The following is a 21802-nucleotide window of genomic DNA, read 5'->3' on the forward strand; positions in this document are numbered from 1 at the left end:
TCTTTTCGTATCTTCAATTAAGTAGTACCCACAGGCTTGATGTTCATATTTTTACTGAAAAAGTTATGAGGATCGTATTTGCTTTTAATTTCCTTCAGACGATTAAAGTTTTCTCCAAAGGCTGCCTTGATGCGTTCTTCCTCATCATGGGAAAGATAATTGGAGTACACGCCTCCTGTGGAGTAGGGGGTCATTTTGTTATGAATTTCCCTCGTCCATCTAATGCAAGTCTCGTCATCCCCTTGTTCCATCCATCCTGCACAAATGCCTAAGTTATAAGAGGCATCACGATGAGGGTAGGCGGTTTCTGTTTTTCCTATACGGTTGATGGCGCCGCCCATAGGTTCTAAGAAAATGGCCGTGAATGGACCAGGGGCTTCAACAGAGTTGTCTAATAATGTATCAAGGGCGTCATCTGGTATTGACTTTAAGTACTGGGATTTCCAGTAATAGCGCCCGCCGTCCGGGTTTGCGGCATCGAAGCTTGATTGTAAAAGCTTGTAAGGCATTGGTTGGACCATTTTTAACATCGGTTGGCCAAAGTTGTCTAATGGCTCCATTAATCTCCTGCCGGTTTCGATGCCACCGGTATAACAGCCTACTAAAGCTAAAGCTGGTTTTCCGTGATACTTTTCAGGAAAAGGTGCTGCGGGAGGGGTTTTGATGATCATGGCATTGATGGTGAGTTGATCCGGTGCCTCATCCATCACTTTACGGTACATCTGCAGGGTTTCTTTTCCTTGTTCAATTGGGTAAAACAACTGCGCGGTCATCACTTCCGGACCAACCTCATGCAGTTTAAATTCAAAGGAAGTCACAATGCCGAAGTTTCCGCCACCACCACGAAGTGCCCATAATAAGTCAGAGTTCTCTGTTTCACTTGCTTGTATTACTTTGCCATCGGCTGTGACTACATCTGCGCCCATCAAGTTATCGCATCCTAATCCGTAGGAGCGCCCAAGATACCCAATTCCTCCGCCGAGGGTCAATCCGGCGACACCTGTAACGGAAACCATGCCTGAGGTCGTTGCTAATCCAAATGCTTGAGTTTCATGGTCCATGTCAGCTAATTTTGCCCCGCCTTCCACACGGACACGTTTGGATTCTGAGTCCACTCTTACAGCATTCATATGGGAGAGATCAATTACCAATCCACTGCAGATTGATTTTCCGGCGACCCCGTGTCCGCCTCCTCTTACAGAGACTTCCAACCCTTCTTCACGTGCGAAATTCACGGAACTGATAACATCCGCCGTTCCTTTGCATTGAGCAATCAAAGTAGGTTTACGATCAATGACTCCATTCCAAATCGAACGAACTTCATCGTAATTCGAATCTTCAGGAAGTACCAAATGGCCCCGCATACGGTTGGCGTAAGATTCCAGTTTGGATTGATCTAACATACTTCTCCTCCTTATATTTTATGGGCTGAAAGACTCCTGACACCTACTAGCTTATCCAACATTTTACTCATATTCAAATAACTATAAGTTATATAAACGGGAATAATTATGATGTTTCTGCATAGGAAGTGTAAGGTTTTGTCCTTTTTGTTAAGCGGTCATTCATATTTCTATGTCTAAAGTTGCAGGATATAGATAGAACAATGGTTCATGGCTTTCGTATGTGGAAGGGAAGTATTTAAGAAATGTTTCGTTTTTTTAATACATATCATCTACGTACGATAAAATCATATTAAAACGCACTCTTTCTTATGATTTTTCAGGTGTAATTCTAACAAAAACCTAAATGTTATGACATTTGTCTGTCATAACATTAAAAATATATAACGGATAGGTGATATTTGTTATTTTAACTGCGATCTATGTTACTATAATTTTCATTGATATACTCCATTGCCTTATTCGCAGGGAGCTCGAAAAAAGATGAATTAAAATCATAAAACATATATAACGGAGGTTTTGCTATGTTTTCAAAGTTTAAAATGAAAATGAAAGACCCCGCGTTTAAGAAAAAATTCATGATATATGCTGCTGTTATAGCAATTTTTTGGGTGAAGATGACGATCATCCAAGGTGGTATCTTCACACTTGATATAGAAAATGCCAATGAAGCAGCTATTTTGGCTTTTAATCCATTAAGTAGTATTTTTCTCTTATTCGGAGTGGGAATTCTGCTGGCTGGACGAAGAGGTCTGCTGGGCATGTATATTGTCGGATCGATCTTACTATATGTGAACGTCTTGTTCTATAGGGAATACCATGACTTCCTGACCATACCTATGCTGGGGCAGGCGGCAAATCTGGCAGGGTTAGGTGGAAGCATTACTAAAATTTTATCACTAACGGACTTTTTTCTTTTTATAGATGTATTCGTTGCCGCATTTTTACTGTTTTATTTGAAACCGGATCGCTTACAAAGCTTTCTACTCAAACGTAAAGAAGGATTGATTTTAGCTGTGATTGCCGTTCCTCTATTTTTAGTGAACCTTGGCTGGGCACAGACGGAGCGTACAGAGTTGCTACAACGGGCCTTCGACAGGAACATGCTTGTAAAATATATCGGTGTGCTCAACTTCCATGCGTATGATATCGTTCTGCAGGGACAGACAGAAGCAAAGAAAACGTTCGCCGACAGCAATGCGCTCGTTCCTGTTTTGAACTACATTAATGAAAATAATACAGAACCGAACAAGGACATGACAGGGCTGGCGGAAGGTAAAAACGTAATTCTCCTGTCCCTTGAGAGTACGCAGACTTTTGTCGTTGATAACACCGTTCATGGGAAAGAACTGACCCCTTACTTCAATGACCTGAAAGAAGAAGGAGCCTACTTCAGCAACTTTTATCATCAGGTTAAACAAGGGCGGACATCAGATTCTGAATTTCTACTCGATAATTCGTTGTTTGGACTAAATCGTGGCGCGGCTTTCTTTACACACTCAGGAAATGAATACGAAGCGACTCCTGAGGTGTTAGGAGAAGAAGGATACACCACTTCCACCATGCATGCGAATGATGAAACATTCTGGAACAGAAATGTGATGTATGATTCGCTCGGATATGATGAGTATTACTCGAAAAAAGATTTCAATGTGACCGAAGAGAAGTCCTATGGATGGGGGTATCTGGATGAATACTTCTTTAGTGAATCATTAGAGAAGATGGAACAGATGGAGCAGCCGTTCTATAATAAGATGATTACGCTGACCAATCACCATCCGTTTGCCCTTCCGGAAGACAAAAAGTTCATTGAAGAAGGAAATACTTCCAGCGAAACATTGAACCGATACTTCCAAACCATACGTTATCAGGATGAAGCATTGAAACAGTTTGTGGAGGAGTTCAAAAAGTCTGATCTGTATGACGATACCATCCTTGTGATTTATGGTGACCACTTCGGAATTTCAGAAAATCACCAGAAAGCCATGGGAGAGTATCTGGATAAAGATATTAATGAATTTGAACAGTTTCAACTCCAGCGTGTTCCACTTCTCATGATCGGAGAAGGCATTGAACCGCAGGAACATGATACGGTAGGAGGACAGATTGATTTACGTCCTACCCTTATGAACCTGCTTGGTGTTGAAGATGAAAACCCGGTACAGTTCGGACAGGATTTATTTAGCAAAGATCGTCGCGAAATGATGATTACGCGCGATGGAAACTTCGCCAATGAAGACTATGTAGGAGTTAATGAAAGCTGTTACGATCGAGAAAGTGGTGAAAAAGTAGAAGGTGACGCTTGTGCATCTGGATTTCAGCAAGCAGAAGAAGAGCTTGCCTTATCGGACTCTGTTGTATATGGAGACCTGCTTCGATACCTTGAGGATACGAAAATGATTGAGGAAGAAGATTCATCCGAATAAAAAGAATAAAGAAAAAAGCCTGCCAAAAGGATTATCTTTTGGCAGGCTTTTTTACGAATAGAGAGCAGTGGAGGAAAGAAGGTAAAAAAAGAAGGAGAAAAATCAAACGGCTTGAATATATACAAAGTGAAGTAAGTGGAGTTAACAAAAATGAATAATAGGAGGAAGCTATGGGAAGAGTTGTTCATTTTGAAATTCATGTCGATGATATGGAGCGGGCCAGGGAGTTTTATGGAAATGTGTTTGGGTGGACGTTTGAAGATTGGAGTGAGTTTGCCGGAATGCCTTATCTTGGAGCGGTCACCGGTGATGAGAAAGAACCTGGAATTAATGGAGCTTTAATGCAGCGGCAGAGTGCTCCCCCTGAATTAAATCAGGCTTTGGTTGGCTATGCCTGTACAATGGGGGTGGAAGATTACGATTCCATTGAAGCGAAAATCATTGAAAATGGAGGAAAAGTGGCTATGCCGAAATATGCACTTCCTGGGATGGCCTGGCAGGGCTATTACACAGATACGGAAGGAAACATCTTCGGCATCCATCAACCAGATGAGAACGCGAAATAAACTTTGTAGGGGACTCTTTTATAGAGTTCTTTTTTATTTCAAACGTAAAGGACGTATTTTAATCAAAGAATGGCTTCAGTGAGATGAGAGTATATGGCATTTTTCATAGAGTATGCCTGTTTGTGCTTGGGGAGTGTAGATAAGGGTATCGTACTATGATAGGACAAAAGTTGATGTATAAGAAGGTAAGGGGAAGCGTTTTTCAAAATCGCACAGGGTAAACATCATATGAGGTTCAACTGGGCTGATGTTCCGGTACCAGGGACGATTGACCAGGTGAGAAAGGAGCTTTACGTATGACTTCGGTTGTTGAAACAGATGTACTAATTATAGGGGCTGGTCCGGCGGGGCTTATGGCAGCAAATGAGTTGCAGAAAAGAGAGGTGGATTTTATCTGTTTAGAGAAGAGAGCCCAGCCATCCCACCTCTCTAAAGCGCTCGGCATTCAAGCAAGGACGCTTGAAATGTTTGAACTCTTAGGCATTAACAAACCCTTTATGGAAAAAGGGTACCCGGGGCCTGGATCCAAGCTTCATTTAGGTGGTGAAAAACCTTCTCTTGTCGAGTTGTATTATATCCAAAGCCGGTATCCCTATCTCTTAATTCTTCCTCAAAGTGAAACAGAAGAGCTGTTAGAAGAGCACTTATCTTCCTTAGGTGGAGAGGTGAACAGGGAACATGATGTTGTCGAAGTAACCCAGTCAGAGGAAGGGGTTTATGTTAAAGCAGTGCACAACGGGGAAACCAAAACGTATTTCTCCAAATATTTGCTGGCGTGTGACGGCGCCCATAGTAAGGTCCGCCAAGCGCTGGAGGTGGAATTTGAAGGTGAGGATGAGGGATATACGTTTTTCTTAGGTGATGTTGATGTTCCTGAATTAAACGAAATTTATATTAATATGCACCTGAACGACCGGGGAGCTGTTGCCTTCTTTCCTTATAAAGACGGCAGTTATCGTGTCGTAGGACTAGATAGGGCCAAGCAGGGACTGCCACATAAGGATGAACTGCCACTGGAGGATTTGCAGGAAAGTCTGAACACCATTTTGGAAAGACCCTATCAAGTCGAAAACCCTAAATGGCTCTCTTACTTTGGTACAGCCCATCGTCAAGTCCCCTCCTACCGGAAAGATTCCGTTTTCTTCATTGGCGACGCTGCGCACATTCATAATCCGATCGGTGGGCAGGGGATGAATTTAGGACTTCAAGATGCAGCGAACATAGGATGGAAGCTGGATGTCGTTTTGAATGGACATGCAAGTGACGCTTTTCTCGACAGTTATCACGATGAAAGGTCCCCCATTGGCAAGGATGTCTTAAAGGAAACCTCCAGGATGCTTAAGGTCATAAACTTAGAAGGGGCTCAAGGAAAAATACGAAACTGGACAGGAAAAGCAGCGCTGACCCAAAACTGGGTGCAAAAGAGGGTTGCGAACCACTTATCTCATATTTATAACGAATATGAAGACACTTCCCGCAACAAGGAACTTCAGAATTCCTCGCTTCCGAAAGATGCTGTGCAGGCAGGAGAACGGGTACCGGATCATCTTCTGTTTTTTGATGGAACAAACGATGAAAGCCTGTATCCATTAATTCGAAGGCACGGTCACATCTGTCTGGTCTATATTGATGCTCAGGAGGAAGATGTGATTAATTATGCTTATGCATTGTCGAAAGAAATTAACAAAACTTACCCGAACCTCCTAAATATCTTTCTCGTTGCTAAAGGCGGGACGGTTCAAACAGATGATGATAACCTTCCCATCATATACGACGTACACAGACATTTGGGAAATAAACTTGGTATGAAGAAAGGGCATACACTCCTTATTCGTCCTGATGGTCACGTTGCCTTTCATGAAACATCTACAGATCCCGAACAAACTGTAGAGAAAGTGAAACGCTTTTTTAGTTAAGTTTTATATACCACCACGCTTACTGACAGGCGTGGTGTTTTTTTGTGCTTAATTAAACAGAGCTTCAAGGTCCTTTATAAACCATCATAGAAGGAGTTCTCCCGTCCATTTGAAGGTGGTCTGTGAAAGGGATTGCAATTTTTTGATTTTTTATTATTATTTTTATTGTAATGAAACTAGTTTATATGTAATAATAGTCCATAACGGTGAAAGCCCTTACTAAACATTCAGAACAGGAGCGATGAATATGGTCGTGAGCTCTTTATCTCGCATAGAAAAAAAGGATAGTACAGGAACGGAATATCCAAGACCTCAAATGAAAAGAGGAGAATGGTATGACTTAAATGGAGAGTGGGAATTTGCTTTTGACGACGATCACGTTGGAGAGAGTGCTGGATGGCAGGCAATGTCTCAGGAATTCTCTCAACAGATTCAAGTCCCCTACGTATACCAAAGTGAAAAGTCCGGTATTCATTCTCAAGAAGTTCATGACGTTGTCTGGTATAAACGGTCATTTCAGTGGGAGAAAAATGAAGAGAAGGAATTGCTTCTTCACTTTGAAGCTGTTGATTATTTAACAAAAGTCTGGGTGAATGGTCAGCTGGTTGGCGAACATGCGGGTGGTCACACACCGTTTAGTTTTTCAATTGGAGCAGCTATTCAGACGGGTGCAAATACGATTGCTATTCGAGTAGAAGATCGAAACAGTGTCGAGCAGCCGATTGGAAAGCAGTCATGGAAATCTTCTAACTTCTTATGCTGGTATACACGTACGACTGGTATCTGGCAGCCGGTGTGGATGGAGGAAGTATCCCCTCTTTATATAAAAGATGTCAAAATGACACCGGACATTTCGAAGTCTAGTCTTCAGATGGAAATCCAGCTGCCTGAGCATAAGCAGACGGCCTACTTTGAAGCGAACGTCTATTTTGACGGGGAATGGATCAATACAGCAGCTGCCTTGGTGAAACCTAATCAACAGCATCTTGAAATGATGATAAATGTGGAATCGGATGCAGCAGACTTTCGTGTTTTTCAATGGAGCCCGAGCCAGCCGAACCTGTATGACATCTCGTTCACATTAAAGACAGAAGAAAAGGTTGCAGACCAAATAGAGAGCTACTTCGGTATGCGCAGCATTGAGACGAAAGAAGACAAAATTCTTCTCAACCGCGAGGAATTTTATCAGAAGCTGATTCTTGATCAAGGCTACTATAAAGGTTCCTTGATGACGGCTGATTACGACCAAATGAAAGCGGATTTAACGAAAGTGAAGGAAATGGGATTTAACGGGGTAAGGCGGCACCAAACCATTGGCGATCGACGTTACATGTATTTATGCGATCAGCTGGGACTCGTGATGTGGGCCGAGATGCCGAGTTTCTTTCGATTCACGGATCGATCTATGGAATCCATGATGAGGGAAACAAGAGAAATGGTAATTAAACACCGCAATCATCCTTCTGTGATCATCTACACGGTTATGAATGAATCGTGGGGAGTCAATGAGATATATTATCGTAGGGATCAACAGAACTTTGTAAACGCTCTCTATTATCAAACGAAGGCGTTGGACCCTTCCCGGCTAGTCGTGGGAAATGACGGGTGGGAGCATACATTGACGGATATTCTCACGATTCACGACTACAATTCAAATGCAGAAGATTTGGCTTCAAGTTATCAATCCAAAGAAGAATATGTAAATGGAAGTCCTTCGAAAACAAGTAGAAAGCAAAACTTTGCAGGAGGTTACCAATATAGCGGACAGCCGATTGTGATGAGTGAGTTTGGGGGAATTGCCTACAGTTCTGAAGGAACGGATAACGATTGGGGTTATGGTACAAGACCACAAACAGAAGAAGAAGCATTGGACCGGTTTGAACAGCTCATGAAAGCGATTATGAAATCGCCTTCTATTCAAGGCTTTTGTTATACACAGCTTACCGATGTAGAACAAGAAGTGAATGGTCTCTTAGACCATGATCATGAAGAGAAATTTGATACGAAACGAATTTACAATATTGTTGCCGGGACGAAGACGGATGGCTTTGTATTTGAATAATATTAAAGGGGGAGAATGAAGTGGATCCAGTTAAACAGCAACAGGCACCAGATGCAGGAGAACTTAAGGAAGATATTCGTACCAAGGAGATTGCTTCTTATTTTGGATACGGGTTTGCTCAATGTATAAGCTTTGGACTAATTGGTACGTATATTTTATTTTTCTACACGGATATCTTGGGAATTTCAGCAGCGGCAGCGAGTATCATTTTTCTCATTGCCAGAACATGGGATGCCATCAACGATCCTTTGATGGCTTCGCTAATGGATACGTTAAAATCCAAGCACGGAAAGTTCCGGCCCTATCTTAAATACATGCCGTTCTTTATCGTTCTTTCTACGATTGCATGTTTCCTGCCGTTGGATGGCTTAAGTATGACAGCGAAACTTATTTACGCTGGTGGGACGTATATTCTATGGGGAATGGTTTATACCGCCTCTGACGTACCGTTTTGGTCTTTATCTTCTGTTATGAGTCAAGACACACAGCAGAGGACAAAATTGATTACGTTTGCAAATATGGGCGTATTTACAGGAATCGCTTTGTCGCCTACGGTTTTCATTCCTCTTACAAACCTTCTCGGAGGAGGAGACACTGGACAGGGGTATCTTTTAGCGACAATCGTTTTAATGGTGTTTGCTTTACCAATTATGTTAAACGGTTTCAAAAATACGAAAGAGCGTGTGAAACCTCCTAAATCTAAAGTGAAATTCTCAGATGGCGTCCGGGCCATTCGAGCGAATAAACCGATGTTTGCTATTCTTGTTGTGTTCTTCTGTAATGTCTTTATGAATATCACACAAGCGTTAATTATTTACTTTTTCACGTACAACCTTGGAAGCGCTTCACTCATGACGATGTTTGGAATTATCAGCTTTGCGAGCTGTATCGGATTTTTCGTTATTCCAAAGCTGACCAAACAGTTTAAGAAAAAGCATATTCTTATGGTCATTGTAGCAGCAGATATTCTTGTTCGAATTGTCTGGTTCTCTATCGGATATTCAAGCGTAGTTCTGTCTCTTATTTTCATTGGAATTACGATGCTCCTTTATACAAGTACAGGACCATTAATTTCTGGTATGCTGGCAGAAACAATTGAGTATACCGAGTGGAAAACAGGAAAAAGAAATGAAGCAGTGGTTTTCTCGGGCCAGACGTTTACAGGGAAATTGTCTGTGGCCGTTTCTGGCGGTGCGACCGGTTTGATCCTGACGGCTATTAATTATCAATCGAATCAGACACAAAGTGATTTCACATTGGACATGCTGTTCTTCGTCATTGCTCTGCTGCCTGCACTTGGTTCCCTTATTCGCTTGATTATTATGTATTTCTATTCCTATACAGAAACGGAATACAAAGATATCGTTCAAAAGCTAACTCTGAGAAGAAAGAATCCAGAGGCTTCTGCCCAGAGGTAACCTGTTTTAAGACGATATTTATGAGGGGGGAGCATTTATTCTAAGTATTGGAATTTTGTTATACTGAGTAAGACTATTTGTACACGGAGGCATCTCTTGTGAAGAAATTACCATTAAACTTTGAAACCATGCTCCCTATCAATAAAGCGTTATCAAACGCGACGCGTATAAAAATATTGAATTTATTAAGTGAAAAACCGCATAATGTGAACGAATTAGCTGAAAAGCTTGACCTCCCTTTTTCTACGACCGCTTCTCACGTCAACAAGTTAGAGGAAGTTGACTTAATCATAACGGAGCTGGTACCTGGGAGGGGAACTCAAAAAGTAAGCGCCATAAATTATGATCGAATTGTAATTGACTTGTTCACAAATGAAGGGCAGTCAGACGAATATGAACTTACAGTTGATATGAATATAGGAGACTATCTTGACTGTTATGTCCAGCCACATTGTGGAGTTGTCGGGGAGTATGAGTATATCGGTGTTCAAGACGATCCGAGATCTTTTTATGAACCCATGCGAAAACAAGCTCAGCTTCTTTATTTCAGAGATGGCTATGTGGAATACAAGCTCCCAAATCGTATTCCACATGGGCATACTGTTAAAGAAATCATGTTCAGCGTGGAACTGTGTTCAGAGGCTCCCAACTACAAACTGGATTGGCCATCTGATATCACGGCATTGGTTAATCATAAAGAGATTGGAACATGGACATCTCCTGGAGATTTCGGCGGGAAAAGAGGGAAACTCACCCCTGAGTGGTGGCGGACCAATTTAACGCAATATGGAATGCTGAAGCATTGGAAAATTAATGAGGAAGGTAGTTTCATAGATAACCAAAAAGTATCCGACGTAACAATCAACGAACTACAACTCAATGATCTTCCTTATATAGCTTTCAAACTAGAGACAAAAGAAGATGCAGTAAATAAAGGCGGCATGAATATTTTCGGAGAGAAATTTGGGAACCACGAACAAGGCCTCCGGTTGAATATTAAATATGTCTAACAGGAAATGGATTGAAATAGACAGGTAAAGATTAAGGAGGGGCTCCTAATGAAAATAACAGAACAGAAACATTCAGGGGATTGGAAAGAGGTCACGCTGACCAATGATAAAGGGATGTCGTTCAGCGTCTTAAATTACGGCGGGTATATTACGGAAATAAACGTACCCGACCGAAACGGCCGTATGGAAAATGTTGTACTGGCTTATGAAGATAAGAACGATTACATTCAAGATCCCAACTATTTAGGGGCTCTCATCGGAAGAGTTGCTGGAAGAGTGGACGGCGCATCTTTTTCTTTAAATGGAAAAGAGTACGATTTACACGCAAATGAAGGTGTGAATTCCCTGCACGGTGGAGAAGAAGGATTTCATAACAAATTGTGGGATTTCGCTCCTTACGAAGAGGAAGATAAAGCAGGGGTGGTCCTTACATATGACAGTCCTCATCTAGAAGGCGGATACCCCGGTAACCTTTCTGTTCAGGTAACGTATGAGTTGAACAATGAAAATCAGTTAGCGGTTTATTACCGGGCAAAGAGTGATCAGGATACGGTTCTTACGCTGACGAACCATAGTTATTTTAATTTAAGCGGGAATGCTAAACGCACCATTCAGGATCATAAAGTTCAATTTGACAGTCATCAGTTTGTAGAATTAGATTCCAATCTTATTCCGACTGGAAAGATCGAATCGGTAGAGGGAACACCTTTTGATTTAAGAGAAAAAGTTTCTTTGAGAGAGAAACTCAACTCTAATCATCCGCAGGTTCAATTGGCGAATTACGGAATTGACCATATGTTCCTCTTCGATCATGACAAGAAAGAAAGTGTTGTGGTTCATGATGAGGAAAGCGGCAGGGTGATGAAGCTTTCTACCAATCAACCGGCGATCGTGTTCTATACAGGAAACAATCTTACAGATGAACACAAATTGGTCAGCGGTCCTTCTCGGAAACACGAAGGTATGTGCTTAGAGACTCAGTCGTCTCCTGCATCGCTTCACCACACAGGGTTTCCGGATATTTCGCTGAAAGCAGGCGAGTCTTATGAGAAGTATACAGTCTTTTCTTTTGACGTCCACTAAAAAGAAAAACCGGGAAAGTAATTCTCTAAAACCAAGGGATTAAAAGAAAAAGAAAAGCAAAACCCCCTTAAAAACAATAATTGAGGGGGTTTTTGTTTGTCGTTTACCGATAGAAATGTCCGTTGTTATTAACCATATCAACACTCCCTTCCTCGGACATAAGTTTTCTCCACTCTTATCCTTCAGCCTCACACATTAATTCGAAAACGATTCCATGCTATAATGGTAACTAGAAAATACAGATTCCAATAGAAGCGCCTGCTGTGCTTTTCTATTTAATAGGCTGTTGCAAAAAGGACGAGCAAATATGGAGCACGTTCCTTATCATTTTTTAGTACAGGAGAGATCGATATGAGTTCAAAATCTGAGATGAAGCTGTTTACCTTAAATTCCAACGAACCTCTGGCAGAGGAGATTTCCGATATTCTGGATGTCCCTATTGGAGAGAGCTCAGTTGTTCGTTTTAGTGATGGTGAAGTTCAAATTAACATTGAAGAAAGCGTGCGCGGCGATGATATTTACTTAATCCAATCAACCTCCCAGCCCGTTAATGAACACTTGATGGAGCTGTTGATTATGGTAGATGCGTTAAAGAGAGCCTCAGCCAAGACAATCAATGTGGTCATTCCTTACTTTGGATACGCCCGTCAGGATCGAAAGGCCCGGCCGCGTGAACCAATCACAGCGAAGTTAATCGCCAACCTGCTGGAGAAAGCCGGGATTTCCAGAGTCATTACGCTGGATCTCCATGCCCCGCAAATCCAAGGTTTCTTTAATACTCCTGTCGATCAGCTGCTCGGGGTCCCAATTCTCGCGCAGTATTATAAAGAGAAGGACATCAAGGATCTTGTGGTTGTAGCTCCAGATACCAGCGGTTTGAGACGAGCGCGGAGAATGGCGAATATCTTAGATGCACCGATTGCGTTTGTTGATAAACGCAGGCCGGCCCCTAATACAGCTGAAGTGATGAATGTAGTCGGGGAAATTGAAGGAAAGAATGCCATTATTGTGGACGATATGATTGATACTGCCGGTACGGTTACCCAGGCGGCTGAAGCACTTATGGCAAACGGGATCCGTGATATTTATGCGTGTGGGACTCATGCGGTGTTATCAGACCCTGCTGTCAGCAAAATTGATGAATCACCAATTAAAGAACTAGTCGTAACAAACTCTATTTTCATGCCGGAAGAAAAGAAAATAGAGAAGATCAAGTCCCTCTCTGTAGCTCCTTTATTAGCGGATGCACTGTTACGCGTCCAAACAGAGCATTCCGTCAGTGTTCTGTTTGACTGAAAATGAAGACACATCCTGCGCAAGGATAAAGAAGCCTCCCTTTACCGGGGGGCTTCTTTACATTTTTGGTAACCAGATTAGTTCTTTATGTAAGTTATTCCTTATCGCCCTCATCCTGGAAGCTTGCTTCTATCCTTTAGTTTTGACTCCATCCTGACTAAGAAAAGGGGGAAGGAAATGGATAAATTACTTGTAATGAAAAAGGGTGGTGAAGCACATGATTTATAACTTTCTTCTTATACTACCACCAGGAGGGGTTGTGCATGAAAATCGCCATTATATATTTGTGCTTATTCACTGCGCTGCCTACTGTGCAGCAGGATCACTTTTCTGTCACGGATGGTAAAAAAGAAATCCTTCAAGTGAATAGAAAAGAATTTGAAGTCGACTACATAGGCAGTCCTTTTGTTGATTCGTCTAAAACGAATAATCTTCTTCAAAAGCTGGACCAGCAAATAAGTGAGAAACCGGTTCAGGCGAAGATAGGTCAATCGAATGAAATCATTCCTGGTCAAGCAGGGTACAAGTTGAATCGTAAAGAGTTCATGGAACAGTTTTATCGGTACTTTTACGATAGCGGTGCAGAAGAATTGGAGGTTCCGAAACTTCCTGTTCATCCTAAGGTGGATAGTGAGCTGCTTGCGAACATCCGAACTCAACAGATTGGTCATTATGTCACTTATTTTAATTCAAACAATAAAGAACGGTCGCACAACATTCGTCTGGCATCCGAAGCCATTGACAGTCATGTTGTATTCCCTGGTGAAGTCTTTTCGTTTAACAAAGTGGTGGGGAAAAGAACAAAAGAAAAGGGCTACCAAAATGCACCCGTTATTGTAAGGGGGGAAGTGGAGGAAGGGATAGGCGGAGGAATTTGTCAGGTTTCTTCTACACTGTTTAATTCTGTCGACAAAGCCGGAGTGAAAGTTTTAGAACGGTACTCGCATAGCAGGCAGGTCCCATACGTTCCACCAGGCCGTGATGCAACGGTTAGTTGGTATGGACCTGATTTCACATTTAAAAATCCGTATAATCAGCCCTTATTAATTCGGACAAGGGTTAGTGGGGGGCAAATGAGCGTGACGGTGTATTCTTCAGATGTCATTAATATTAAGTCCAAAAATGTTCTGCATGAGAGAAAAAACCTTTCTATTCATTAGGGTAGAAGCGGCGTGTCGATCATTCCTTGCATTAGTAATCACGCGGGAGAAACCTGCCAATCACCCGTTTCGAATGAAAACCGGCCAAAAGCCAGCAGCTTTTGACCGGTTTTTTTACATGGATAGGAAGACGTAATACATCATACTGCCGATATAATTGCCAATAATATATCCAAGTGTTCCAACAAGCATAATCGGAACAATCAGCTTCGTCCACCCTTTAGCGATGGCAAAAGCGGCCGCTGTTGTAGGTCCACCAACGTTTGCATTGCTGGCAACGATCATTTCTTCAAGACTGAACTTGAAAAAACGTCCGATTCCAAAGGTGACAATCATATTAAAGAAAACGATAATCCCAACAAAAACGACAAGCAGGGGAGCATTGTTAATGAGTAATGGAATAGAAGCAGGTACACCGATAACAACAAAAAAGATATAGATTAAGTAGGTGCCCAGTTCCTGAGCTCCGTGAATCTTTTCAAAGAAGCGGCTGAAGGTTGTGACAGCGAATACCGTAATGGTAGTCAGCATCAAGTATCCGTCCCCGAGTAATCCATTTAAGAAGTTGAGGAAGAAAGAAGCTTGTTCACCAGAAGGGATCAAGCCATCCATCCACTCCGCAAGTTTAAATGATAAACCGACGAGGACAAACGCACTTCCACTGGCAAGTGCAAGGTCTTTTAGGGAAATATCTTTTCTTTTCCAGTAATCAGCAGCTGTATTTTCAGCAGGATTTGACGTCTGTTCACGCTCATCTATGTAAGGGGTGCGGAATTGCTTTCTGAAGAAGGATAGCGTCGGCATAAGTATAAGAACGAAAAAGTAGAGGGCCATCAGTAAATTATCAGCAACGATAGCAGAAGCAGCTAGTTCTCCCGGTGGGTTCAGTTTTCCTGACAAGGCTGCAAAGTTTACCCCGCCACCGATGTATGAGCCTGTTTCCATTGCCCCAATTTTTTCAAGCTCGGGGATCGTGTCCTTCAATAAAAAGAAAGCAAGATACGCACCAATGACTGTACCTACGGCGCTGATTAAGAAAATAAACAACATCCGTCCACTTTCATTCAGCACTTTTTTTAAGTTCGCCTGAAACAACAACAGCGGAATAGCCAGAGGGATGACGTAAGTCCATACGGCATCATAAGCGGGTGCGTCAGTTGGGATAATCTTTAAATTAGCAAGAATTAAAGCACCGGCAAGCGCAATAATGGCACCTGTGACTTTGGATGCCCACTCGTATTTCTGCTCCAAGTAAATACTGACTGCTGCCCAGCCAGCTAGAAAAGCCCACAGCAGCCAAGTATCATCGGCTTGAATCAAGGTTTGTTCCATGAGAATACCTCCCTAAATGATTACTTTTCTCCATTTTAACTTATTATAAGGTATTTTTTTACATTATAAAGAAAATTTTGATAATTTAACTTAAAATCAAACTCTATAGAATATGAGGGCTGCGACTCACGGGGATGACCATTCAAAGAAAGCCAATTAGAAGGAAAGGTTAAAGAAGTATGAATGAAGAGAAGGTACTTATAACCGTTAATCAAACCAAAAAAGAGGGCGTTTACGTAATGTGAACGCCCTCTACATTTATTTATTTTTTGTTGACCGAAGCATCATAAATCGACTCTACCGCATTCTTCAGTGCCGCGTTAAACTCTTCATCCGATTGATTGGCATTCAGGTCACCAATCAAGGCGCGTGAGAAGCTGGCGATCAGTCCTTTATTTGATTTCAGCTTTTCGTTGGCTTCCTCGCGGGAATAGCCGCCAGAAAGGGCAACCACCCGAACAACGCGAGGATGTTCAATAAGTTCTTTATAGGTGTCGGCTATTGTTGGAATGGTCAGTTTCAGCATGACGTTTTCATCTTCAGGTAACTCATTCAGGTGTTTTATGATTTCATTACGAAGAATTTGTTCACACTCTACCTTATCTTCTGAGTGAATGTTTACTTCCGGTTCGATAATAGGTACAAGATCGGACGCAATGATGCGTCTGCCAATGTCGAACTGCTGCTCGACAAGCGTCTCAATCCCGCTCGTATTGGGTTCATGGATGACAGAGCGCATCTTAGTCCCGAAAATTTGACGGTCATTCGCTCTTCGAAGCGTTTCGTCTAAATCATGAATTGGTTTCATGAGCTGGACGCCGTCTTCCTTGTCAGCCAGACCTTTATCAACTTTAAGGAAGGGAACGATGTCGTTGTCTGCCAGATAATCCGGTGTATACTTGCCTTCCACTTCACGATCCATTGTTTGTTCAAATAGGATCGTCCCTAGAATCCGATCAGAATCAAAAGCAGGAGAAGTGATGATTCTCGTACGCATCTGATGGACGCGGTCGAACATTTCTTCATCATTGCTGTAAGCATCTTCCGGAACACCATAATCGGCCAGCGCTTTAGGTGTACTTCCACCGCTTTGGTCAAGCGCAGCAATAAAACCATTTCCGTTCTTAATTTTATCAAATTGACGAGTATTCATGTTTACCACTCCTTTTTAAGTCTTATGAATCTTCCATCCATACTCTTCCCTGAATGAAGAGTTTTTTAACATAGATTAAAAGGAAGAGGTATCATATTAAAAACAGACCCTGAGCATATTATACGATGATAAAAGCGTGATTCTTACCTGTTGTAGTGTTTTGTTGTGGGTTGAAGGTACATTAGCTACACTAATAAATAAGATGTAATTTAACTTATGAAGTGCTCGGGATTTAGTGGAGAAGCTTGTGAGGGCCTATTACTTAAAGGAGGAGATTAAATGAGAGTAGTGATTGCTCCGGATTCATTTAAAGGATCTATGACCAGTGCAGACGTTTGTGAAGCAATAAATGTTGGTCTCCATAAATATAAATCTTCAATTAGTGTTCACTCTATGCCAATAGCTGATGGTGGAGAAGGAACGGTGGATGCAATTGTAAGAGTTATGGGGGGGGATAAGATTTATGAAGAAGTGAATGATCCCCTTGGAAGAAAAATATCATCTGCTTATGGATGGGTGCCGGACAGCAAGACTGCGATTATTGAAACAGCTGCAGCGTCGGGTCTCCCTAGGCTCATGTGTAATGAATTAAATCCTTTGAAGGCATCTACAATTGGAACAGGTGAACTAATAAAGTTTGCATTAGATAGAGGGGCTGAGCGTATCATCCTCGGATTGGGTGGGAGTGCTACCGTTGACGCAGGGGCCGGTTGTTTCCAAGCTCTTGGTGTGAAGTTTTACAACTCAATAGGAGAAGAGCTTAATATGAACGGGAAGGCTCTATCTCAAGTTGCTGATATAGATGCCACAACCTTTAGACAAATAAGTGATGGAGTAGAGTGGATAATTGCTTCGGATGTTTCCAACCCTCTTCTTGGAGAACGTGGAGCTGTTCATGTATTTGGTCCCCAAAAAGGCGTAACTTCTTCTCAGTTAAAGATATTTGAAAGAGGTATGGAAAATTATGCTAATGTTATGAAGAATTACACAAATAAGGAAGTTATGGACAATAGAGGAAGTGGCGCCGCAGGTGGATTTGGTTTTTCTCTGTTCAGTTTAATAGAAGATTATTATGTGGAAAGTGGTTTTGACCTTATTGCAAGTCTTGGAAATCTAGAGAAACAGATTAAGGAAGCGAATCTAGTTATTACTGGCGAGGGAAGAGTGGATTCTCAAACTTTGTATGGTAAAGGTCCGATAGGGGTGGCTCGTTTAGCAAAAAAACATGGAGTTCCTTGCATCGCTTTTGCAGGAGTTATTGAAGGTGAATTAAGTGGTGCAAAAGATGAGGGAATGCTTGTCATTTTTCCTATCGTTAATCGTCCTATGACATTGGATGAAGCGATTGCTCGAGGTCCCCAGCTTTTACAAGAAGCAGCTCAGCGCTTTATGGAAGTTTATAATTTAAATCATAAAGATGTCTAGGGAACGAGGGTGGTTATACAACCATTCCTTACATATTAAGTATACATTAAAATACTATTAAATATGGTTTGAGTGTCAGGACAGATCCCTCTCATTGGTAATTCTATGATTCTCATTATTGGAGCGTAACAAAAGATAGTGCCGACCTGAGGATAATAAGAAATCTACCACAGCCACATGTTCTTTTGAAAAGTTTGGTATTGCTCTCTTAAGTTAAGAAGGTAACAGCCAAATCGTGTCTTTCGCTTATACTATACGGCATCCTCTTTCATATAGTGAAGGGAGACGTATTAATGTCTTAAAAAATGTTTCCAGCCTTTGCATGCTAGATTATGTGTTGATGCTGTATAGTAGCTGGAAATAATGGAGGTCATGGAATAGTGTTCGACACTGATCCTTATGTTTCAGTTTTAGATTTTCCAGGCACGGATACAGAAAAAGTTCAGAAAGCCATCCAATTTGCATCTTTAAAGGAAAACCCCAGTACGGTGTATGTTCCGAAGGGAGACTATGTTATCACTTCCACTATTGTTCTAGAGGAAGGGGTGCATCTAATCTTTGCCTATGATGCGAGATTTGTTATCTATGGAAACAAAGATGTTATACAGGTTGAAAGAAATGCAAGTATTACAGGTGCGTACATTGCCATTGATGATAGCAGCTTTAACAGTAGTGTACTTGTATTCAATGGAAAGTATCACTACTATAATTCTTGGAATAGATCCGTTTTTAAACAGATAAATATTGTAAATTGGTCAAATAGTCATAAGGGGAAAGGTATATACCTGTATGCAGGTGGACCAGGGCATGAAATTTCTTTCCTTCAATTTGATGACGTGAAATTGGTTGGGTTGCACACAGCTTTGGAAATTAGAGTGAACAAGCCTTCAAATGGGTACAGCTGGGTAAATGCCAACACCTTTAATGGGATGACAATCGATGATTGTGTGCGGGGAATTTGGATGAACTCTTCAAAAACTATTCCTAACGAAGCCAGCGGAAATAACTTTACCAACCTGCAGATTCAGCTCACTCCTTCTAGTCAGAGTGCAGTACGGGTCGCTGGTGAATATAATGCCTTTAATGGAGTTGTCTGGGATCCACAAGTTGTTTCAAATCCCACGCCCCTACTCAATCTTACTCCGAACAGTCAGAAAACAGATTTTTATATTAGAAGCAATCAAGATGTAAAGGATGATGGGACAGCAAATCGATATTATTAGGGTCTCTATGCCTCACTAGTGACTGCTGTTCATATACAGCGGTCACAAATTTTTATATTTATCGATTGAACTAACTCTATGTTCATTCTGATGTTTTATTCACAGGTGCTAAGGAATAATATGTATCAAGGTCATCTTAGAAAAGGAGTGGAGAGATGGGCAGATTTCTTCTGAACTTACTCGCTTATATTCTCGTTGTAACGGTAAACGTGCTGGCGAATGCGCTCCCCTTAAACGGGCAGACAACTGGTGAAATTTCCAATAGGCTGGATGTTTTGTTTACACCGGCTGGATATGTGTTCAGTATATGGGGACTCATTTACATACTGCTGGGGATATGGGTGATCCGTCAATTCCCCGCCAGTCGTAGGGATTTGCCGTTATATCAAGAGACGAGCGGCTTGTTTGTACTAAGCTCCATTTTGAACGCCCTTTGGGTCTTCATGTGGCATTATGAGTTTTTCGGTCTTTCTGTAATCGTAATGCTTTTATTACTGCTGACCCTCATTCGGTTGTATGTGACAGCGAAGGAAGCTGGTGCTTCTTTCTTTGATCTGCTTCCATTCTCTGTTTATCTTGGTTGGATCAGTGTTGCCACCATCGCTAATATTAGTTACTACCTAACTTATATTGGCTGGGATGGATTCGGTATTCCTGCCTCGGTTTGGACATTTGTCCTGCTGGCTGTCGCTACATTATTAGCCCTCTATTTCTTGAAGAAGGAAGACGACTGGGTGTACCCGCTCGTATTTGTCTGGGCGTTTATCGGAATTGCTGTGAAGAATCAGGATGCCGGCGTACCGCTGGTTGTTTATTCAGCCTATATTTTTGCAGCTATTCTGCTCATTGCAAGTTTAAGCTATGTCTTTAGAAGAGAGTAAGTCATTGATTTATAAAGGGAGAACTCCTTCATAACAGGAGTTCTCTTTTTTTGTCCTTCTTCCGAATCTTACACAGGTTTTTTTAACGCTACAGGAAGACTGTTCAGCCCTCGCAGGAGAAAAACTGGACGCCACTCAGGTGGTTCTGCATCAAGATCTATATGAATATCAGGAAATGAATTCAATAATTTTTCCAGCGCAATGCTTCCCTCTAAACGGGCGAGCGGTGCGCCGAGGCAGAAATGGATGCCATAACCAAAAGCGACATGAGCATTTCTTCTCCTGGATACATCAAACTGGTCAGCATGGTCGAATTTCTCTTCATCCCGGTTGGCTGAACTAATCGAAGCTAATACAAAATCCCCTCGTTGAATGGTCTTTCCGTGAAAGTCCATGTCCTCATCGGCCCACCTGGCTGTTGAAAAATCGACAGGGCTGTAGTAACGCAGTCCTTCCTCAACAGCTCCAGGAATTAATGCGGGGTTCTCTTTTACTTTTTTCAGCTGGTTTGGATGTTCAAATAGGGCGAACATTGTGTTGCCGATAAGATTTACAGTCGTTTCGTGACCGGCGATGATCAGAAGCACGACCATTGAATACAATTCGTCTCGGTTCAGCTGTTCTCCATCTTCTTCGTTTTGGAGGAGACGGGAGATTAAATCTTCTTCGGGACATGCACGTTTTTGTTCAAAAAGCTGGGTTAAATAGGAGGTGAAGGCCTGCACGTCCTCTGTAAAATCAGCCGTCATGTTGTCGGAAGCGGCAACGATGGTATGGGACCATTTTCGGAACTTATCCCGGTCCTCAGAAGGGACACCGAGCAGCTCGCTGATAACGATAATCGGAAGAGGAAATGCAAAATCATCGATTAAATCAACAGGACTGCTTTTCTCCTTCATCTGAATTAATAAATCGTCAGCGATCTGGCTGATTCTCGGCTCTAATTGTTTAATTGTTTTCGGATTAAAGTAAGGCTGCACCAGTTTACGAAGTCTGGTATGATCGGGCGGATCAACATCCAGCATCATATTTTCAAAGATATTGAGATTGACGTTTTCTGTTTCTCCGTTGGAAGAAGAGAACAACTTGCTTTGATCTTTTATGAAGCTGGTAGATTTGAGTAATTCTTTAACGTGATCATATTTCGTAATCAGCCAGGAATGAGGGGGGCGTGTATCGGACATCGGAAAAATGGGGTTGTGAAGGCGCTGCTGCTCATAAAAATCATAGGCCCCTGTTTTAAAATTTGATTTATAAAGGGTCTCCATTTGGTTCATTGAATGGTCCTCCTTTAGTTCTTACAGCTTATAGTTGGAGTATAAAGGAAGGAACATGTGGTGACAAACAATTTATGGAAAATAGATTGATTATGAAAGTGACGTTACCTATCATACATGGAAGGAGTAATATCCGTGATATCTTCTCCGTCCCAAAGCATTGTATTAACA

The 21802-nt window shown here is 41.8% G+C and carries 16 protein-coding genes; 12 read left to right on the forward strand and 4 right to left on the reverse strand.

All coding sequences use genetic code 11. The features are described from left to right. Positions 1-17 precede the first annotated feature (17 nt). Positions 18-1403, reverse strand: coding sequence for an FAD-binding oxidoreductase (locus LC036_RS14580; protein WP_226584159.1), 1386 nt, complete (start codon positions 1401-1403; stop codon positions 18-20). A 524-nt stretch (positions 1404-1927) separates the two neighbouring features. Between LC036_RS14580 and LC036_RS14585 the strand changes: the two genes are divergently transcribed. The 9 genes from LC036_RS14585 (at position 1928) to LC036_RS14625 (ending at position 14340) form a co-directional block, all read left to right on the forward strand. Further along, positions 1928-3829 (forward strand): LTA synthase family protein, encoded by a 1902-nt coding sequence (locus LC036_RS14585; RefSeq protein ID WP_226584162.1) that lies wholly within the window; start codon positions 1928-1930, stop codon positions 3827-3829. Positions 3830-3999: 170 nt separating this feature from the next. Next, positions 4000-4395 (forward strand): VOC family protein, encoded by a 396-nt coding sequence (locus LC036_RS14590; RefSeq protein ID WP_226584164.1) that lies wholly within the window; start codon positions 4000-4002, stop codon positions 4393-4395. Positions 4396-4691: 296 nt separating this feature from the next. Beyond that, positions 4692-6311 carry an FAD-dependent monooxygenase gene (locus tag LC036_RS14595; RefSeq protein WP_226584167.1) on the forward strand — a complete coding sequence of 540 codons (1620 nt, stop codon included), beginning with the start codon at positions 4692-4694 and terminating at the stop codon, positions 6309-6311. Between the two features lie 316 nt (positions 6312-6627). Further along, positions 6628-8373 carry a glycoside hydrolase family 2 protein gene (locus LC036_RS14600; protein ID WP_226584170.1) on the forward strand — a complete coding sequence of 582 codons (1746 nt, stop codon included), beginning with the start codon at positions 6628-6630 and terminating at the stop codon, positions 8371-8373. Positions 8374-8393: 20 nt separating this feature from the next. Beyond that, on the forward strand, positions 8394-9791 hold the full coding sequence (locus LC036_RS14605) for an MFS transporter (RefSeq protein WP_226584172.1): 1398 nt from the start codon (positions 8394-8396) through the stop codon (positions 9789-9791). Positions 9792-9889: 98 nt separating this feature from the next. Next, entirely contained in the window at positions 9890-10801 is a 912-nt protein-coding gene (locus LC036_RS14610; protein WP_226584175.1) for an ArsR/SmtB family transcription factor, read from the forward strand. A 48-nt stretch (positions 10802-10849) separates the two neighbouring features. Next, a complete protein-coding gene (locus LC036_RS14615; RefSeq protein WP_226584178.1) occupies positions 10850-11884 on the forward strand; it encodes an aldose epimerase family protein in 1035 nt (344 codons plus the stop codon). A gap of 351 nt (positions 11885-12235) precedes the next feature. Then, positions 12236-13180 (forward strand): ribose-phosphate diphosphokinase, encoded by a 945-nt coding sequence (locus LC036_RS14620; protein WP_226584180.1) that lies wholly within the window; start codon positions 12236-12238, stop codon positions 13178-13180. 263 nt (positions 13181-13443) lie between these two features. Beyond that, complete coding sequence (locus LC036_RS14625; protein WP_226584182.1) at positions 13444-14340, forward strand: VanW family protein; 897 nt, start codon at positions 13444-13446, stop codon at positions 14338-14340. A 114-nt stretch (positions 14341-14454) separates the two neighbouring features. On the opposite strand, the gene LC036_RS14630 is transcribed toward LC036_RS14625, so the two are convergent. Beyond that, the gene (locus LC036_RS14630; RefSeq protein ID WP_226584185.1) at positions 14455-15672 is read right to left on the reverse strand and encodes a DUF819 domain-containing protein; all 1218 of its coding nucleotides are present in this window, start codon (positions 15670-15672) and stop codon (positions 14455-14457) included. 262 nt (positions 15673-15934) lie between these two features. Continuing rightward, complete coding sequence (locus tag LC036_RS14635; protein ID WP_226584188.1) at positions 15935-16825, reverse strand: fructose bisphosphate aldolase; 891 nt, start codon at positions 16823-16825, stop codon at positions 15935-15937. 279 nt (positions 16826-17104) lie between these two features. Between LC036_RS14635 and LC036_RS14640 the strand changes: the two genes are divergently transcribed. The 3 genes from LC036_RS14640 (at position 17105) to LC036_RS14650 (ending at position 20354) form a co-directional block, all read left to right on the forward strand. Then, entirely contained in the window at positions 17105-18250 is a 1146-nt protein-coding gene (locus tag LC036_RS14640; protein WP_226584190.1) for a glycerate kinase, read from the forward strand. 380 nt (positions 18251-18630) lie between these two features. Continuing rightward, a complete protein-coding gene (locus LC036_RS14645; RefSeq protein ID WP_226584193.1) occupies positions 18631-19473 on the forward strand; it encodes a glycoside hydrolase family 55 protein in 843 nt (280 codons plus the stop codon). A gap of 155 nt (positions 19474-19628) precedes the next feature. Beyond that, on the forward strand, positions 19629-20354 hold the full coding sequence (locus LC036_RS14650) for a TspO/MBR family protein (RefSeq protein WP_226584195.1): 726 nt from the start codon (positions 19629-19631) through the stop codon (positions 20352-20354). 68 nt (positions 20355-20422) lie between these two features. Here the strand turns inward: LC036_RS14650 and LC036_RS14655 are convergent, their stop codons facing one another. Further along, the gene (locus LC036_RS14655) at positions 20423-21631 is read right to left on the reverse strand and encodes a cytochrome P450 family protein (RefSeq protein WP_226584198.1); all 1209 of its coding nucleotides are present in this window, start codon (positions 21629-21631) and stop codon (positions 20423-20425) included. Positions 21632-21802: the final 171 nt, after the last annotated feature.

Source organism: Halobacillus litoralis (assembly GCF_020524025.1).
GTDB classification, from domain to species: Bacteria; Bacillota; Bacilli; order Bacillales; family Halobacillaceae; genus Halobacillus; species Halobacillus litoralis_D.

Excerpts from the sequence above, each read along its gene's own strand:
- LC036_RS14580 (WP_226584159.1), bottom strand. The coding sequence starts at position 1,403 with ATGTTAGATCAATCCAAACTGGAATCTTACGCCAACCGTATGCGGGGC.
- LC036_RS14585 (WP_226584162.1), top strand. The coding sequence starts at position 1,928 with ATGTTTTCAAAGTTTAAAATGAAAATGAAAGACCCCGCGTTTAAGAAA.
- LC036_RS14590 (WP_226584164.1), top strand. The coding sequence starts at position 4,000 with ATGGGAAGAGTTGTTCATTTTGAAATTCATGTCGATGATATGGAGCGG.
- LC036_RS14595 (WP_226584167.1), top strand. The coding sequence starts at position 4,692 with ATGACTTCGGTTGTTGAAACAGATGTACTAATTATAGGGGCTGGTCCG.
- LC036_RS14600 (WP_226584170.1), top strand. The coding sequence starts at position 6,628 with ATGAAAAGAGGAGAATGGTATGACTTAAATGGAGAGTGGGAATTTGCT.
- LC036_RS14615 (WP_226584178.1), top strand. The coding sequence starts at position 10,850 with ATGAAAATAACAGAACAGAAACATTCAGGGGATTGGAAAGAGGTCACG.
- LC036_RS14620 (WP_226584180.1), top strand. The coding sequence starts at position 12,236 with ATGAGTTCAAAATCTGAGATGAAGCTGTTTACCTTAAATTCCAACGAA.
- LC036_RS14625 (WP_226584182.1), top strand. The coding sequence starts at position 13,444 with ATGAAAATCGCCATTATATATTTGTGCTTATTCACTGCGCTGCCTACT.
- LC036_RS14630 (WP_226584185.1), bottom strand. The coding sequence starts at position 15,672 with ATGGAACAAACCTTGATTCAAGCCGATGATACTTGGCTGCTGTGGGCT.
- LC036_RS14635 (WP_226584188.1), bottom strand. The coding sequence starts at position 16,825 with ATGAATACTCGTCAATTTGATAAAATTAAGAACGGAAATGGTTTTATT.
- LC036_RS14640 (WP_226584190.1), top strand. The coding sequence starts at position 17,105 with ATGAGAGTAGTGATTGCTCCGGATTCATTTAAAGGATCTATGACCAGT.
- LC036_RS14650 (WP_226584195.1), top strand. The coding sequence starts at position 19,629 with ATGGGCAGATTTCTTCTGAACTTACTCGCTTATATTCTCGTTGTAACG.
- LC036_RS14655 (WP_226584198.1), bottom strand. The coding sequence starts at position 21,631 with ATGAACCAAATGGAGACCCTTTATAAATCAAATTTTAAAACAGGGGCC.